Here is a 15,851-nt window from a genome sequence, read left to right on the forward strand (position 1 = left end):
CCCCAATGACGGGCTTGCCGACCCGCGTCCCGTCCGGGCAGCAATTGCGCTGCCTGGTGGCGCGTGTGTTCCGCGGCGCGTTGAGCTTCGGCAACGACGTCACCTCGCTCGCGTATCAGGTCCTCATAGATCGGCAAGCGATCGTTTCCAGTGGAGCTGTGTGTCATGGTCGGCCCACTTTCATGGCGATCAATAAAGAGGCCGGTCCGCTGTCAGGCTCGGTTGAGTCGAGCAGCGATCCCGTGGCCGATTAGCAAATAGATGACGGCCGGAAGGCCGTAGTTGAGGACAACGCGTAGCCACTCGGTGTCCATCGTGAAAATGTCCTGTGACCACCAGGAAAGCCAGCCTGCCGTGCCCCGCACGAATGTGACGAAGACATTCCCGCGGTTCGCGTCGAGCAGGAACAACACGATCCACAGTCCCAACAGGCCCGCCGCGATGTCGGCGATCGTGCAGATGGTGATGGCCGTACGCCGGGTGGTGGCCTGGCGGCGCAGAGAGCCGTCCGGACCCGGCGGCTCGTTGTACGCCTGGTATCCGGGAGCCGGGTCGATATTTCTCACAGGGATTTCCGATCTGACGTAGTGCCGTGTCTGCGCGCTCGCGCCAGGGCACCCAGATTCAGCCGGTCGGTACCCCGGTTCTCCCTAGTTCTGCGTTCCGCATGCACTGCAGCGTTACACCGACGGCTGGGATGCCCCTAAAATGGCTGCCTATACAGGCAATTGCCTGCATGTTCGTATGTCTGGGCAGTTTTCCGGACTGAACGGAGGAGTGTGATTCGGGTGCCGCCGCAGCCCTCGGCCGCCAGTATTCGCGTATTTCATGACCAGATTTGAAGAAGTTCAGGTCATTCCTTCACACAGTTGCCGGTCTCGCAAGCATTCCCGTCCCCCCCCGGTGGCACTCCTGACCTGCGGTGCGCTGTTGGAAGGGACCCCGCGCGGGGTCATGGCGCCCATCCTCCGGGGGAGGCCTTGCAGGCGCCGACGTGCTGGGGCAGGTCCGGTTCCCCCGTGCAGGGCCTGCCCCGCCCTCCCAGCTCGGAGCGCTGTCTGGCGGTCGGCGCCCCAGGGGTGTAAGGGCCTCCATTCCGGATGCGCTGTAGGAGTGGGCCCAGGGGAGTCACCGAAAGGTGCGAGCAGAGCAGGTCGCGCGGCGGCGCCGGGTGGTACAGGTGGGTGCCGCTGCGCACGGCGGTGCTCAGCCGCCCGAGCAGCGATCCGGAGAACACGCCGGCCCGTCCCAGACCGGTCCACAGGTCCGCGAGCCGGGCCACCGACGCCCTTGACGGGTCGGCCGCGACGGCCGCGCCGTTGATCGCGCCGACGGAGGTGCCGACGACGAGGTCCGGGTGCACGGCGGCGGCGAACAGCGCCTTGAGCATGCCGACCTCGTAGGCGCCGAGTGCACCGCCGCCGCCCAGGACGAAGGCGCGGGTCGGTGGACGGGTGGGCCGACTGTCCTCCATGGCCGAAGGGTGCCCCGGCACGGCGCCGCCAGCCACTGCAGGCTCCCCCACGGACCGCGACGGCGGCCGTGAGCACCCGGCGGCTCCGGCACGGTAAGCGATGCCCGCCGTGGCCGGCCGGTGTGCGTGCCGCGGTGCCGCATGCCGAGGAAGGCCGAGGAGCGGGGTCGGCGTGGCGGCGGCCCCGGCAGGACGCGCTTCGTCCAGGTCACCCGAAAGGCGGCACATCACTGAGGGCAGGGCGGGTAAACGGGCTGCGCACGCCTCATCACGGGTCGGGAAGGACGGGGTCCATGAGCAGGTCGGACGAGACCGCCGTCCCGGAGACCGCCGGACGTGCGCGCGTGGACGCGGTGCGCGGGGGTCGCCGCAGGAAAGCTCAGTGGTGGGCCGCGTTACGCCGGACGCCTGTGGCCATCTGGAACGACGACGTGACGGACTGGGCGGCCGCTCTTACCTACTACGCGGTCCTGGCGCTGTTTCCCGTACTGCTGGTGCTCCTGTCGGTGCTGGGGCTCACCATGCCCACGGCGAAGCCCGAAGTGATCGACCGGGTCACCCGGATGGTCCCCGCCGAATCCAGGGGCCTGATGCGCGGTGCCCTGCTGCAGATGGGCGACCAGTCCTCCGCGGCCTGGCTGGTCCTCTTCTTCGGCGCGGCGGGAGCCCTGTGGTCGGCCTCCAGCTATCTGAGCGTCTTTCGCCGGGCCCTGCACGCCATGCACCACGTCAGCGCGCACCGGCCGGTGTGGCGGACCGCCCCGCGCATCGTCATCACGGCAGTGGTGCTGATCGCCCTGTTGCTGAGCACTACGCTCTCGCTGCTGCTGAGCGGCAGTCTGGCGCGCCGTCTGGGCCGGGCACTGGACATGGGCACGGTCCCCCAGGCCGCATGGGACACGTTGCGCTGGCCGGTGCTGGCGGCGGTGGCCGTCACCCTGGTCCTGGTGCTCTACCGCTCCGGCCCCGCGGCCTCGCGTCCGCTGCGCAGAATGGCTCCGGGGGGCGGCCTGGCGATCGTGCTGCTGCTGTCGGCCTCCTTCGGTTTCACTGTCTACGCCTCCCACGCGAGCACGTACCACCGCCTGTACGGCTCCCTGGCAGGGGTGGTGGTCTTCCTCGTCTGGCTGTGGCTGTCCAACCTCGCCCTCCTCGCAGGTGCCCAGTTCAACGTCGAACTGGCCAAGCAGGCCGACCGCGCGCCCGTGCGCAACCCCTGAAGGGAGTGTCCGGCGGAGCGGCGCTCGCCTCGGCGGGATCGGCGTGCATGGTCTGCGAGACCGTCATGTTCGCTGATGCGACGGGCTACGGCTGCCATTCCGCGGCGGGTGCGCCGGTGCGGTCGAGCGGTGCGCGGACAGGTGTCTCAGGGGCCGCGGGCCTGAGTGACGCGGTAGGCCGGCCGTGGCCGAAGGCGGCCTCGACGAAGCACTGGTCGTGGGCCGACTGCGCGCCGTGCCGCAGGGCGCGTTCCACAGCGGGACGGGACGGCGGTGCGCTGCGGGACCAGCCGTCCCGCAGCAGGGACACCGCGAAACCGGCGAGGAACGCGTCGCCGCAGCCCATGGTGTCGGCCATGGACCGTGCGTCCGCCGCGAACGCCGGCGCCGTCACCGCGCTTCGGCCGTCGTACACGATGGCCCCCGCCAGGCCGCGCGTGGCCAGGACCATGCGTGCCCCGCGCGCCACCACGTCCTCCAGCAACCGCTGGGTGGCGGCCTCGTCCAGGCCCGAGCAGGACAGCAGGGCCAGGTCCAGGTGCGGGCAGACGTGGTCGAGGTAGGCGGGGGTGCGGAACTCGTCGTCGTCGGAGAGGTCGAAGCTGACCAGCGGGCCGGCCCCGGCGAGCTTGGGCAGTTCGCTCTCGGCGTGCGAGTACACGCTGGAGTGCACGAGCGAGAACGACGCCGCGTACGCCAGCAGGGCCTCGTCCAGGACCAGCGGTTCCCGTACGGTGACGCCCCCGCCGTTGTAGCCGAGGAACACCCGGTCGCCGCCTTGGACATGGAGGGTGGAGACGCCGGACTCGCCATGGCGTACCACGCTGCGCTCCACCGCGACGCCTTCGGCGGCGACCGCCGTACGGAGGAAGGTGCCAAGGTCGTCGTCTCCGAATACCCCCAGATAGGCGGTGTCGAGACCGAGACGGCGGGCGTAGACGGCGACGTTGACGCAGTTGCCGCCCGGGTAGTCGATGCCGCGGTCCACGAAACGGTCCACGACGTTGTCGCCGAAACCGAGGATGTTCATCAAGTCTCCAGAAGCGCGGGCGCCGCACGGGTGCGCGGCGCCCGCTCGGGGCGTGCCGGTGCCCGGGCACCGGCATGTCGGGGCGGATGGACGGCGGTGGGACGGTGGGCGGTCAGTAGTCCATGACGCGGTAGTAGCGGCGCAGGTCCAGGGAATGGTCGCGCACCCGCGCCAGGTGCTTGCTGACTCGGTCCATCACGGTGTCCATGACCAACGGTGCCAGCAGACCGCGGAACTCGGGGCTGATGCCGTCCAAGGGGTGGTCGCGGGTGTCGAAGACGGTGACGTCCTTGGAGACGCGGCGGGCGAACGCCTCGGCCCGGTCGGTGAGCGCGCGGGTCTCGTCCTCGCCCTGGAAGACGATCACGCTGGTGTCCTCCTCCAGCAGTTCCAGCGAGCCGTGGAAGAACTCGGCGCTGTGCACCCGGGAGGTGCGCAGCCACTGCATCTCCTCGAGGATGCACATGGAGTACAGGTAGGTGAATCCCCAGAGGTTCCCGCCGCCGATGAGGAAGTGGTAGTCGGTCTCCTTGTGGGCCTCGGCGAAGTCGGACGCCGCGGGCTCGGCCCGGCGGGCGACCTCAACCAGGATGCGGGGCAGGCCTGCGAGTTCGTCGGCGAGGCGGTCATAGCCCTCGAACTCGTTGCGCCTGGACAGCAGTCGGCCCATGAACAGCAGCATCTGGACGTCGAACGGCCAGGCCTTGGGTGCGGAGACCAGCGCGGTGTCGACTCGCCGGGCGACGGGGGAGTCGGGGTGGCCGGTGAAGCCGATCGTGTGAGCGCCCCGTTCCTTGCAGTAGTCGATGGCCTTGATGCTGTCCTCGGTGGTGCCGGAGACCGAGGTGAAGACGGCGGCAGTGCGCTCGCCCAGGCGGGCGTCGCCGGAGACGACCAGCTCTGCGGCGACGGCCGCCCGCACCGGTAGCACCGAGGTGCGCCGGGCCAGGTGCTCGTAGGGCCACATCTGGGCGTAGGTGCCGCCGGCGCCCACGAGGAGGACGTTGTCGTAGCCCTCGTCCACGAGACGGTCGACGACCTCCTCGATCCGGGGGCGCAGCGCCAGGAGGCTTTCGGTCTGGGCGACGAACTCGGCTTCGTTGAAAGAGAGCACGGTGATGGTTTCCTTTGGAGGGGGCGGTGTCCGCACCGGCCGCGGCGGGCCGGTGTGCTGAGGGGCGCGGGTGCGCGGGAGGCGGGGGTGCGGGGTCAGGCCGCGCGGCGCCGGGAGAACAGGGCGTTCGCGCCGGCGAGGATCAGGCCGCCGACGAAGATCAGTGTTCCCATGACGTTGACCTGCGGGGGAACACCGGTACGGCTGGCGCCGTACACCCACAGCGGGAAGGTGACCGTCCGGCCGGCGTTGAAGCTGGTGACGACGTAGTCGTCGATGGACAGGGCGAAGCACAGCAGGGCGCCCGAAGCCACACCAGGCAGCAGCATCGGCAGGGTGACCAGCCGGAACGCCGTCCACGGCCCGGCCCCCAGGTCCCGGGCCGCCTCCTCCAGCGTCGGGTCGTGCCCCGCCATGCGGGCCCGTACGGTGATGGCCACGTACGGGATACAGAACGCCACGTGGGCGAGGAGGATGGTCCAGTATCCACGGGGCACGCCGAGGACGATGAACAGCGACAAGAGGGCTGCGCCCAGGGCTATTTCGGGGGCGGCGATGGCGGCGAACAGCAGCAGGTCGACGGAGCCGCGGCCGCGGAAGCGGTGGCGGCCCAGGGCCAGCCCGATCGGGGTGCCCAGCAGGGTGGCGACGACCGTGACGACCAGCGCGACGGTGAGGCTGTTGACCAGCGCCGAGGTCAGGTTGGGGATGGCGAACAGGTGGCGGTACCAGGTGAGGGTGAAGCCCTGCCAGGTGAAGTTCACCTTGCTGTGGGTGTCGTTGAAGCCGAACAGGACCATGACGGCGATCGGCAGCAGCAGCCAGGCCAGCACCAGCCAGGTGTAGACGGTGAGCGTGGGGCGGCGGCGAGGGCTCCTGTCGGAGTGGGGTTGGGGCGCCGCGGCCGCGTCCTGGGCGGGGGTGACGGTTTCCGTGGTCATCGCGCGGCCGCCTCCAGCACGTCCTCGGTGCCCAGGGCGCGGGCGTAGGCGAACACGGCCAGCAGCAGGACGCCCATGAGCACGAAGGACAGGGCGGCGGCGGCCGGGTAGTCGAGGTTGGTGAAGTACTCGGTCTGGATGATGTTCCCGATCATGGTGGTCGAGGGGCCGCCGAGGATGCCGGCGTTGACGTAGTCGGCGGAGGCGGGCACGAAGGTGAGCAGCACGCCCGCGAACACGCCGGGCAGGGACAGCGGCAGCACCACGCGCCAGAAGGTCTGCGCCCGGGAGGCGTACAGGTCGGTGGAGGCCTCGATCACCTTGGCGTCCATCCGCTCCAGGGCCACGTACACGGGCAGCACCATGAAAGGGAGGAAGTTGTAGGTCAGTCCGCCGATCACCGCGTACGGGGTGGCCAGGACGTGGAAGCCGGCGGGCAGCAGCCCGAGGTGCTTGAGCGGGCCGAGCAGGACGCCGTTGTCGGCGAGCACCACGTTCCAGGACTGGGTGCGGATGACGAAGGAGACGAAGAAGGGCAGCAGAAGCAGGAAGAGGAACACCGACTTGTGCCGGCCGGCCCGGAAGGCGATCCAGTAGGCCACCGGGTAGCCCACGACGGCGCAGCCGACGGTGGCCGCTGCGCCGTAGAGGAGGGAGCGGACCAGCTGCACGTGGTAGGTCTCCACCACGGCGGCGTAGGTGCGGAAGTGGAAGGTCTGGCGGAAGCCGTCGATGAAGTCGCCGGTCTGCAGGGACAGCGACACCATGACGATCACGGGGGTGATGAAGAAGGCGGCCAGCCACAGCCAGCCGGGCAGCACCATCAGATACGGGGCCAGCCCCGCGCCGGGGCGGCGTCGGCGGGGGGTCAGGACTGGTAGATCGGTTCGAACAGCGCGTTCCACTGCTTCTCCTCCGCTTCGTCGAGCACCCGCAGGTGGCGCAGCTTGGATTCGTCGGCCTTGGTCGGGAAGACCAGGGGGCTGCTGCTCAGGGAGTCGAGCAGGGTCCGGCGCTTGCCGGTGGCGGCGGCCGCGTCGCGGGCGATGACCGACCGGGCATCGGGGACGGGGCTGACGAACTGCACCGTCTCGCTGATCCTCGCGGCGACGTCGGGCCGGTAGACGTAGTCCATGTAGGTCAGGGCGTCGACGGGGTGGGCGGCCGTCGAGGGGATGCAGAGGTTGTCGGTCCACAGCAGTCCGCCCTCGTCGGGGATGACGAACTCCAGCCGTGAACCGCTCTGGTTGGCCTGGAAGATGTCACCGGAGTACACCAGCGAGGCGTACAGGTCACCGCGTTGGAGGGAGGACTGGTAGGTGGTGGTGCTGTAGGAGCGCACGAGGCCGGCGTCGCGCTGCTTGCGCAGCCAGGCGGCGGCCTTGCGCCAGTCGGCGTGGGTGGACTTCTCCGGGTCGACGCCGATGGCGAGCAGGGCGACGTTGCCCATCTGCACCGCGTCGTTCCACATGCCGATCTTGCCGCTGAGCTTCGGGTCGAGCAGGTCCTGCCAGCTGGTGATCCTCCGGCCCACCTTGGCCGGGTCGTAACCGATGCCGGTCATGCCGGACTGCCAGGGCACGGTGTAGACGTTGCCGCGGTCGAAGGAGGAGTTCTTGAACGCGGCCCCGCCGTACCTGGCGAAGTGGGGCAGGCGGCTGTGGTCGAGTGGGGCGAGGTAGCCCAGTTCGATGTACTTGGTCAGGTAGCTGTCGCCGCCGACCACCATCAGGTCGTAGCCGATGCCCTGTCCGGAGGCGAACTCCGGCTGGATCTTGCCGAACCAGGAGGCGCTGTCGTCGATCACCTCCTCGTAGGTGACCTTGATGCCGGTCGCGTGGGTGAACGCCGCCAGGGTGGGGTGCCGGCTCTGGTCGGCGGGGTCGGTGTCGATGTACTGGGTGTAGTTGGCGAAGCTGAGCCGGTCCTTCTTCTTCCGGCCGGTCCAGAAGTCGCTGACGGCGGCGGCGATCTCGGCGGGCGTGCGGGGCACGGGCTTGCGGGCGCCCGGCACGCTGCACGCGGCGAGCGGGGCCAGGGCGGCGGCGCCGAGTGCGGCGCGCAGCAGACCGCGCCGGGAGCAGCGGCGCTCGGTCAGTCCGCGCAGCCAGGGCGCGGGAGGTGTGGGCTGCAGGGGCATGGTGGTGGACCTGTCGTCAGCTCGGGGTGAGAGAACCGGAGTCGGGGGCGATCCGGCCGGCGGCGGACGTGGCCGGTACGGTGGGCGGGGCGCCCAGGGGGTAGGAGTGGGCGGTCGCCCAGGACAGCCAGACGGTGTCGCCGCGGGCCGGTACGACGGACGCCGTGCCGTCGTTGGGCTGGAAGACGGTCATCTCCGCGCCGGTGCTCGTGGCCACCGTGTAACTGGTGGAGGTGCCCAGGTAGACCACCTCGCGCACGGTCCCGCGGATGCGGCTGGCGGCGCCTGTCGGGCCGGTGGTCATGGTGATCTTCTCCGGCCGTACCGTGAGCCGGACGTCCGCTCCGGCGCCGGGCGCGGCGGACACCGGGACGGTGATGCGCTGTCCGTCGTCCAGGTCGATCACCCCGCCCTCGGGTCCGGTGCTGGTCAGACGCCCGCTGATCAGGTTCGAGGTGCCGATGAAGCCGGCGACGAACGCGGTGGCGGGCCGCTCGTAGACCTCCTGCGGGGGAGCGACCTGCTCGATCAGCCCGCCGTTCATCACCGCGATCCGGTCCGACATGGTCAGCGCCTCGGCCTGGTCGTGGGTGACGTAGATGAAGGTGATGCCCACCTCGCGCTGGATCCGCTTGAGCTCCAGCTGCATGGACTGGCGCAGCTTCAGGTCGAGCGCGCCCAGCGGTTCGTCCAGGAGCAGGGCGCGCGGGCGGTTGACCAGAGCCCGCGCCAGGGCCACGCGCTGCTGCTGGCCGCCGGAGAGCTGCCGGGGGCGCCGGTCGGCCTTGTCGGCGAGTTCGACGGTGTTCAGGATGCGGTCGACCCGGTCGTGGATCTCGTCCTTGGGCACACGTCGGCGGCGCAGCCCGAACGCCACGTTGTCGGCGACGCTCAGGTGCGGGAAGAGCGCATAGGACTGGAACACCATATTGATGTCCCGCTTGTTGGCCGCGACACCGACCATGTCCCGGCCGTGCAGCAGGATCTGCCCGCTGCTCGGCTCCTCGAACCCGGCGATCATCCGCAGGGTGGTGGTCTTGCCGCAGCCGGACGGCCCGAGCAGGGAGAAGAACTCTCCCTCGCCGATGGTGAGGTTCACCCCTCGTACCGCCGCTGTGTCGCTCACGCCGCCGAAGTCCTTGACGACGTCGACGAGGGTGATGGCCGGGCCTGCGGTGGCCGGTGGTGGCGAGAGAGTGTCGGTTGCCATCGCGGAGACCTCCGGAGTTCGGATGGGGGAGAAGCGGGCGGCCGTCGGGCGGGGCGCGGGGACGGCCGTCCGGAAGGCGGCGGGCGGATGCGTTCAGCGAGAATTGATAACGTTACCAACGCGGTCGTACCTTACCCACGGCCCGGCGCCTCGCGTCAATGGTTGAATGGCGCTGAATTCCACCGCCCCGTTCCCCCGGTGTTCGCCGGGCCGACATGGAGAGAGCCGGACATGCCCCCAGAAGCGCAGCCGCGGCGACGCGTGACCATCCCGGACGTCGCCCGGCACGCCGGTGTGGGACAGGCGACGGCCGCACGCGTCCTCGGTGGGTACGGATCGGCGAGCGCGGCCACCCGGGAACGGGTGCTGGCCGCCGCCGCCGAGCTCGGCTACAGCACCAACGCCGTGGCCCGCAGCATGATCAGCGGCCGCACCGACACCCTCGGAGTGGTCGTCGCCGACGTGGAGAACGCCTACTTCGCCCGCGCGGTGCGCGGCATCGCCGACGTCGCGGCCAAGGCGGGACTGCAAGCCATCCTCGCCAACAGCGACGAGGACAGCGAGAAGGAGAAGGCCGCGGTCCAGCTGTTCATCGAGCGCCGCGTGGACGGACTCGTGGTGGCACCGGCCGCCACCGACGACGAACACCTCGCCCGGGCCGTCTCCGCCGGCATCCCGGTGGTGCTCCTCGACCGTGTCCTCACCGGAGCCGCACTGGACACCGTGGTCGTCGACAACCGGGGAGCGGTCAAGGCGGCGGTGACCCGGTTCACCGACGCCGGACACACCCGTATCGCGGTGATCACCTCGGCCATGCCCGGCGACGACGGCGCGCGGCTCGCGCCAGGCGCGGACATCTGGACGACCACGGAACGCGTCGCCGGCTACCGCCAGGCCCTGCGCGCGGCCGGCATCCCGCGCTCCGCGGAACTGATCCGGCACACCGGCTACGAGCGGGCCTGGGCACGCTCGGCCGTACTGGAACTGATGACCTCCGACGACCGCCCCACCGCGCTGTTCACCACCGACAACGTGGCCACGCTCGGCACCCTGGACGCCCTGCTCGACCTCGACGCCCACATCCCCGGCGACGTCTCGGTCATCGGCTTCGACGACGCGGAGTGGACCACCCTCGTCCGGCCGCGGCTGAGCGTGGTCAGCCAGCCCGTGCAGGAACTGGGCGGACTGGCCGCGGACATCCTGATCCGCCGCATCAACGGAGCCACAGCCCGCCCCCGCCGGCACACCCTGCACACCACCTACATCGACCGCGAGTCGACCGGCGCCGCCCCCACCCACGTACGACGCCTCCGCGCCCCGGCGAACCACCCGTAGAACGACGACGGCGCCCGCCGCGTCCGCCGATCGGCCCGCTCTCCCGCGGCCGGCGTCACGCCGCGGGGACGCCCGGTGCGCGCGGCTCTTTGAACGGGTTTGGTCGGCCTGCCGGTTGGCCGATCGTGGTCGTCGGCACGAACCCCTTCAGGGGCGACTACCTTCAGGGACGACTCCGGACGTCGCCGTCCACCGGGACACCGCCTCGGCTGTCGGCCGGAAGTCCTTGTACTGGATGTGCTCGGGTTCCGGCGGTGCGGCGAGTGGGGCCCCTGCTCGAAGGACTTGCGGGAGCGTGCCGGGCGTCGCGACGGGGCGAACGTCGCCTGCCGCACCACGAATCGAATTCCTGTTTGGCACGGCGATCGCCGCGGTGGCGGCCGCAGCGGTCACCTACACCTTCCACCACTACCGCCTGGACGGCCGGTCCACCGTCCGCGTCCCCACCGGCGCTCGGCCGCAACTCCCGCCACGACGTCTACCAGGACCGCCGCGCCTATGTCTGGAACAACATCTCCGACACCGCCACCCTGCGCAACAACCACCACCAGTTCGTCGACTCCGTCTCCTGGGGTGGCTACCGCCACCGCTGACCGGCGAAGGGCGCGGCCGGTTGTCGCTGAGATCGGCAACCGGGTGCGCTCACCACTGGGAGTGCAGCAGAGGCGGGTGACGGCCGGTGTCGCTGTCACCCCGCCCCTCCACGGGCTGCCGCCCGCGTCATTGACCAGACGTCGAACATGCGCGGCAACGTCTGAGACCGAACCCGCGTGCCGCCGGTGCCGAGCATCTACGAGTTGGCTTCGTTGATCTCTAGGAACAGCGCTTATCGACGGGTTCCCGAGTCAGCTGGTGATCACCTGCTTCACGAGTGTCGACCAGAAATGACGGCGTTGCCGCAGGGCGGCGAGAAAAGGGAAGGCGGCGCCAACGCGCCGTTGGCAGGATGAATGCGCTCAACACCCGATGGGAAAGGACCCGACGACCGTGGCTCGTGCCGTCACTCTGATCCGCTCCGCTTCGTTGTCCGACGTCGCCGAGTACGCCTGTGCGGCCACGGCGCCCGCCGAGTCCCGCCTGATCTTCCTTGCCGGGGCGTGTCCACTGAATGACGACGGCTCCACGGCGGCGATCGGAGACTACGCGGGCCAGGCATTGAAAGCCGTCGAGAACATGCAGACTGCTCTCACTGCCGCTGGCGCCTCCCTCCAGGACGTCATCAGTACGAGGGTTCTCGTGGCATCGGCCCGGCGGGAGGATTTGGTGGCTGCCTGGGAGGTAGTCCGGGACTCGTTCGCTGACCATGATGTCCCCAGCACTTTGATGGGCGTCACTGTGCTCGGCTATAAGGACCAGCTGGTCGAGATCGAGGCCGTGGCCGCCGTACTCGATTGAACAGGGCGCCTCCCAAACTCATCGATAAGTGACGTCACTGCTGCTCGATAGATCCAATCTTCGCGAGCGCATCACCGAGGCCCGCGGAAACGGCTGGCTCGGCGAGGTCGGAGGACTCCAGGTCAGCTTCGACGCCGCGATGGTCAAGCTCCACAAAACAGCCAATGTCATGGACGCCATGCCGAAGTCCGCACAGCCGGGCGCGAAGCAGGCCATCCAGGACATCTGCAACGCAGAGGACCGCGACCACGCTTTGCAGGCGCGCGCTGCAGGCGTCAGGCATCGAAGCGGCGGCGGGCGGTCTCGATGTGACCGAGGTAGGTGTGGGTCCAGTCGCACATTCCATCGACGGTTGCGCGCAGGCCCTGGCCCGGTTCGGTGAGGGCGTACTCGACCCGGGGTGGCACCGTGGGGTGCACGGTGCGCTCGACCAGACCGTTGCGCTCCAGCATGCGCAGGTTCTGGGTGAGCATCTTGTGGCTGATGCCCTCGATCTCATTCCGCAGTTCGCTGAAGCGCAGGGTGCGCTCACCGAGGGTCTCGATGATCAGGAACGCCCACTTGTTGGCGACGTCGGAGAAGATCTCCCGCGCCAAGGAATCCGCGCGCCTGAGGTCCGCTTCCTCGGGTGAGCCCCTGAACTGCTTGGTCACCATCAGGTTCCCCAGTCACTGAAAAGTGCGTTCTTCCACGTCAGCGTTCACTCTCCTACGGTTTCTGAGTAACCACAAGAGAGCGAAGTGCCCTGATCGCGTGGACGCGAGCCCGCGGGCACTCATGACAAGGAGACAGACAGCATGGCTATCACACTGGTGAACCCCAGCGGATTGCCCAAGATCGATGTCTACCGGCAGGTGTCGATCGCATCCGGGTCGAAGCTGGTCTTCATCGCCGGGCAGGTCGCCTGGGACACCGAGGGGGGCACGATCGGCAAAGGCGACCTCGCCGCTCAGGTCGAGCAGTGCTACCTCAACATCGGCACCGCCCTGGCCGAGGCCGGCGGCTCTTTCGGCGACGTTGCGAAACTGACCTTCTACGTCGTCGACTGGACCCCCGACAAGATGCCCCCGCTCCTGGAGGGCATCTCCCGGGCGGCCGCAAAGCTGGGAGTCACCCCGGTCCCGCCGACCACGCTGATAGGCGTCGCGGCACTGGACATCCCCGACCACCTGGTCGAGATCGAAGCCACCGCGATCCTCGACTGAACAGATGCTTTGCGCCCGCTGAGCACGGAAGTAGCCAACTACAGCGTTCAGTCGCATCCACAGGATTTGACAATTACTCGAGAGACGGACGTCCTCATCGCCGCCTCCGGTGCGCCACACTGGAGCAAGGCGGCCGACGCCGTCGCCCACCCCCCTGACCGCCGCCCAGGTGCGGGAGATCACTGGTGTACTCGCCTCCCCCTGACCCGGACACCGAACGCAGCATGCGCGCCCACCACCCCCACGCCGCGAAGGCCCTGGACGTACGAGTCGAGCCGGGCGGGGAGTTCTGGGGGTGGGCTGGGCGCACCCTGGGTGCCCCGGCCCGCACCGCCGACGGTCAACCAGCGTGGCTGCGGCTGGTGTCCGCGCCGGAGGACAAGGCGTCGGGTGGGCTTGATCCGCTTTGACGGACATCGAAGATCAGGGGCTTCGGCTCCAGAAGGATGATGTCCATCATGGAGAGCATGGGGGAGAAGAAGCCGCGTCCTCGCCGCTCGTTCACGCCGGAGTTCAAGACCGAGATCGTCGAGCTGTGCCGACGCGGTGACCGCTCGGTCGGTCAGGTCGCCAAGGACTTCGATCTGACCGAGACGGCGGTGCGCGATTGGGTTCGGCAGGCCGAGGTCGATGCCGGCGAGCGTGACGGCCTGATCAGCAGCGAACGCGAGGAACTGGCCAGCTGCGGCGGGAGAACCGCCGCCTGCGCGAGGACGTGGAGCTCCTCAAGCGGGCCACGGCTTTCTTCGCGAAGGAGAACCGGTGACGGTGCACCCCTTCATCGAGGCTCGGCGGAGCGGCCGGTGGCCGCGGCCATGCGCGCGACCAGGCGAAGAAGGGCAGCCGTTGCCCAGCCAAGCGGCGAGAGCGTTGGCACCCGGCCAGCGCCAGCGTCGTGGACAAGACGCGCGGCCGGAAACGTTCGACGAACTCAGTGTGGGCCAGCAGGTCCGCGCCCCGGAATCCGGGCGCATTGGGGAACGGCGGATCCACGTTGACGTCCGCCAAGTGGGAAGTGGGAAGCGGGAAGCGGGCGTCAGTAGCGCGTCGTCGGCCCCGTCTTACCGCACCCAGGCGGTCTCCCCGTCGATGAAGAAGACCTAGCCGCTGAACGGGTCGGTCACCGCCGCACCATCGCGCAACGCCACGTTGACAGCGACCAGCATCGTGCCGACGGCGAAGTTCAGGGTGCCGCACAGGGGATCCACCAACCACTGGCGCACACCATCGGCGGCACCCTGTTGCCCGCCTTCCTCGCCGAGCACCGCGAGCGCAAGGTCAGGACTTCCACCGCACCGGCAGCTGACGCGGGCCGCGGATGAGCATGCCGGGGCGCCAGGTCAGGGCGGCCGGGTGGGCGTCGAGTGTGAGGTCGGGGCAGCGCTCCAGCAGGGCACGGATCGCGATGCGAGCCTCCATGCGGGCGAGCGGCGCGCCGAGGCAGTAGTGGATGCCGTGACCGAAGGCGACATGACCGCCTGCGGGTCGCCGGATGTCGAAGCGCGCGGGGTCGGGGAAGCGTGCCGGGTCACGGTTGGCGTCGGCAAGGGCCACGAGGACCAGCTCACCACCGCCGGGGATCACGGTAGTGCCGATCTCGACCGGCTCGGTGGTGAACCTGAACGTCGGTGTCTCCACCGGCCCGTCGTAGCGCAGCATCTCCTCCACCGCGTTGTCGATGAGCGTCATGTCCTCGCGCAGTGCGGCGAGTTGGTCGGGATGGTTCAGCAGGGCCAATACGCCGTTGGAGATCAAATTGACCGTGGTCTCGTGCCCGGCGACCAGCAGCAGCCAGGCGGTTCCGCGCAGTTCGTCCGCGGACAGCCGGTCACCGTCCTCGTCGGTGGTGCGGATCAGGGCGCTCATGAGGTCCTGGCCTGGGGCCTGGCGCTTGCGCTCCAGCAAGTCGGTGAGATACCCGGCGACCTCATCCGTCGCCGCCAGCCGCGCCGCCGGGTCGGGATCGGTGAGGATCGTGCCGGTCCAGGCACGGAACGCCGCCCGGTCGAGCATCGGCACACCGAGCAGCTCGCAGATGACCGAGATCGGGAGCGGGAAGGAGAGTGCCTCGACGAGATCGGCCCGCCCTTCTGGAAGCGCCACCATCGCGTCGAGCAACTCGTCGGTGATCTGCCGCACCCGCTGCGACAGTTGCTCGATCCGGCGGGGAGTGAACTCACGGACGACCAGCTTGCGCAGCCGTTCATGGTCCGGTGGATCGGAGTTGAGCATGTGGGGCCCCGCGGACGGACTGGGGATCGGAAAGGACGGCGAGGCGTTCTCCCACTGCTTGGACAACCGCGGATCCACCAGCGCGGCCCGCCCGGCCTCGTACCCGACGACAAGCCAGGCCTCCGCGCCCTCCGGAATCCGCACCTTGTGCACGGGGCCGCGCTCCCGCAGCGCTGCGTAAACCGGATACGGATCGCGGACGAAGTCCTCGCCCATCGCCACCAGATCGATCACCTCGGCTGCCGCCATCGCCTGCCCCCGTCTCCCGGCTCGCTCCGACGCTAGCAATGGGCGGCGCTTCGGCGAAGGAATCATTCAGCCGAACCGGGCCGGGGAAAACCGGCGCCCCGTGGTCGGCCGAGGCCCCATACACGCCGCGGCACGACTGGCAGGGCGTCTCGGACGAAGCCGAGCTGGAGGCCATCCGCAAGTGGCGGCCCCGGCGGCGCCGGACGGCGAAGTGCTCCACGGATGGTCCGCAGCATCGGCCGTCGTTTCGGCCAGGCGGAGGTGGATGTGATGCGTGAACCCTTCCACCGCCTGGACACGCGGCCG

General features: G+C 69.5%; 17 protein-coding genes and 3 pseudogenes. 7 read left to right on the forward strand and 13 right to left on the reverse strand.

The features are described 5' to 3' along the window. Nucleotides 1–212: 212 nt before the first annotated feature. Entirely contained in the window at nucleotides 213–566 is a 354-nt protein-coding gene (locus tag ACZ7L1_RS29275; RefSeq protein ID WP_471441199.1) for a hypothetical protein, read from the reverse strand. 386 nt (nucleotides 567–952) lie between these two features. Next, nucleotides 953–1,474: a patatin-like phospholipase family protein gene (locus tag ACZ7L1_RS29280; protein WP_471441201.1), complete on the reverse strand. Its 522-nt coding sequence runs from the start codon at nucleotides 1,472–1,474 to the stop codon at nucleotides 953–955. 293 nt (nucleotides 1,475–1,767) lie between these two features. Here ACZ7L1_RS29280 and ACZ7L1_RS29285 point away from each other — a divergent pair, with 293 nt between their 5' ends. Further along, a complete protein-coding gene (locus ACZ7L1_RS29285; protein WP_471441203.1) occupies nucleotides 1,768–2,694 on the forward strand; it encodes a YihY/virulence factor BrkB family protein in 927 nt (308 codons plus the stop codon). 85 nt (nucleotides 2,695–2,779) lie between these two features. Here the strand turns inward: ACZ7L1_RS29285 and ACZ7L1_RS29290 are convergent, their stop codons facing one another. From ACZ7L1_RS29290 to ACZ7L1_RS29315, 6 genes are all read right to left on the reverse strand, one after another. Further along, nucleotides 2,780–3,724 (reverse strand): PfkB family carbohydrate kinase, encoded by a 945-nt coding sequence (locus tag ACZ7L1_RS29290; RefSeq protein ID WP_471441205.1) that lies wholly within the window; start codon nucleotides 3,722–3,724, stop codon nucleotides 2,780–2,782. Between the two features lie 112 nt (nucleotides 3,725–3,836). Then, nucleotides 3,837–4,838 (reverse strand): SIS domain-containing protein, encoded by a 1,002-nt coding sequence (locus tag ACZ7L1_RS29295; RefSeq protein WP_471441207.1) that lies wholly within the window; start codon nucleotides 4,836–4,838, stop codon nucleotides 3,837–3,839. Nucleotides 4,839–4,933: 95 nt separating this feature from the next. Further along, the gene (locus tag ACZ7L1_RS29300) at nucleotides 4,934–5,779 is read right to left on the reverse strand and encodes an ABC transporter permease (RefSeq protein WP_471441209.1); all 846 of its coding nucleotides are present in this window, start codon (nucleotides 5,777–5,779) and stop codon (nucleotides 4,934–4,936) included. Continuing rightward, a complete protein-coding gene (locus tag ACZ7L1_RS29305; protein WP_471441314.1) occupies nucleotides 5,776–6,603 on the reverse strand; it encodes an ABC transporter permease in 828 nt (275 codons plus the stop codon). Before ACZ7L1_RS29305 ends, ACZ7L1_RS29300 begins: the two co-directional genes overlap by 4 nt. Nucleotides 6,604–6,647: 44 nt before the next feature. Then, nucleotides 6,648–7,919 (reverse strand): polyamine ABC transporter substrate-binding protein, encoded by a 1,272-nt coding sequence (locus ACZ7L1_RS29310; protein WP_471441212.1) that lies wholly within the window; start codon nucleotides 7,917–7,919, stop codon nucleotides 6,648–6,650. Nucleotides 7,920–7,935: 16 nt separating this feature from the next. Then, a complete protein-coding gene (locus tag ACZ7L1_RS29315) occupies nucleotides 7,936–9,129 on the reverse strand; it encodes an ABC transporter ATP-binding protein (RefSeq protein ID WP_471441213.1) in 1,194 nt (397 codons plus the stop codon). A 231-nt stretch (nucleotides 9,130–9,360) separates the two neighbouring features. On the opposite strand from ACZ7L1_RS29315, the gene ACZ7L1_RS29320 reads away from it, so the two are divergent. The 3 genes and pseudogenes from ACZ7L1_RS29320 (at nucleotide 9,361) to ACZ7L1_RS29330 (ending at nucleotide 11,859) form a co-directional block, all read left to right on the forward strand. Beyond that, nucleotides 9,361–10,464 carry a LacI family DNA-binding transcriptional regulator gene (locus ACZ7L1_RS29320; protein ID WP_471441215.1) on the forward strand — a complete coding sequence of 368 codons (1,104 nt, stop codon included), beginning with the start codon at nucleotides 9,361–9,363 and terminating at the stop codon, nucleotides 10,462–10,464. Between the two features lie 391 nt (nucleotides 10,465–10,855). Further along, nucleotides 10,856–11,057: pseudogene (locus tag ACZ7L1_RS29325) on the forward strand (lamin tail domain-containing protein); the annotation flags it as partial. 394 nt (nucleotides 11,058–11,451) lie between these two features. Further along, nucleotides 11,452–11,859, forward strand: coding sequence for a RidA family protein (locus tag ACZ7L1_RS29330; RefSeq protein ID WP_471441217.1), 408 nt, complete (start codon nucleotides 11,452–11,454; stop codon nucleotides 11,857–11,859). A gap of 34 nt (nucleotides 11,860–11,893) precedes the next feature. Here the strand turns inward: ACZ7L1_RS29330 and ACZ7L1_RS29335 are convergent, their stop codons facing one another. After that, complete coding sequence (locus ACZ7L1_RS29335; protein ID WP_471441320.1) at nucleotides 11,894–12,142, reverse strand: hypothetical protein; 249 nt, start codon at nucleotides 12,140–12,142, stop codon at nucleotides 11,894–11,896. Further along, on the reverse strand, nucleotides 12,135–12,515 hold the full coding sequence (locus ACZ7L1_RS29340) for a winged helix-turn-helix transcriptional regulator (protein WP_471441219.1): 381 nt from the start codon (nucleotides 12,513–12,515) through the stop codon (nucleotides 12,135–12,137). The genes ACZ7L1_RS29335 and ACZ7L1_RS29340 overlap by 8 nt, the downstream gene beginning before the upstream one ends. Nucleotides 12,516–12,656: 141 nt before the next feature. Between ACZ7L1_RS29340 and ACZ7L1_RS29345 the strand changes: the two genes are divergently transcribed. Continuing rightward, a complete protein-coding gene (locus ACZ7L1_RS29345) occupies nucleotides 12,657–13,064 on the forward strand; it encodes a RidA family protein (protein ID WP_471441221.1) in 408 nt (135 codons plus the stop codon). Between the two features lie 224 nt (nucleotides 13,065–13,288). Beyond that, on the forward strand, nucleotides 13,289–13,474 hold the full coding sequence (locus ACZ7L1_RS29350) for a hypothetical protein (protein WP_471441223.1): 186 nt from the start codon (nucleotides 13,289–13,291) through the stop codon (nucleotides 13,472–13,474). Here the strand turns inward: ACZ7L1_RS29350 and ACZ7L1_RS29355 are convergent. Beyond that, nucleotides 13,405–13,581 carry a hypothetical protein gene (locus tag ACZ7L1_RS29355; RefSeq protein ID WP_471441322.1) on the reverse strand — a complete coding sequence of 59 codons (177 nt, stop codon included), beginning with the start codon at nucleotides 13,579–13,581 and terminating at the stop codon, nucleotides 13,405–13,407. The two genes, ACZ7L1_RS29350 and ACZ7L1_RS29355, sit on opposite strands and share 70 nt — an antisense overlap. On the opposite strand from ACZ7L1_RS29355, the pseudogene ACZ7L1_RS29360 reads away from it, so the two are divergent. Beyond that, nucleotides 13,532–13,645 (forward strand): annotated as a pseudogene (locus ACZ7L1_RS29360) (transposase); the annotation flags it as partial. The gene ACZ7L1_RS29355 and the pseudogene ACZ7L1_RS29360 sit on opposite strands and share 50 nt — an antisense overlap. A gap of 271 nt (nucleotides 13,646–13,916) precedes the next feature. Here ACZ7L1_RS29360 and ACZ7L1_RS29365 read toward each other — a convergent pair. Continuing rightward, nucleotides 13,917–14,332 (reverse strand): annotated as a pseudogene (locus tag ACZ7L1_RS29365) (inositol monophosphatase family protein); the annotation flags it as partial. A gap of 10 nt (nucleotides 14,333–14,342) precedes the next feature. Continuing rightward, nucleotides 14,343–15,545, reverse strand: coding sequence for a cytochrome P450 family protein (locus ACZ7L1_RS29370; RefSeq protein ID WP_471441225.1), 1,203 nt, complete (start codon nucleotides 15,543–15,545; stop codon nucleotides 14,343–14,345). Nucleotides 15,546–15,851: the final 306 nt, after the last annotated feature.

Source organism: Streptomyces sp. NPDC107546, from assembly GCF_055639175.1.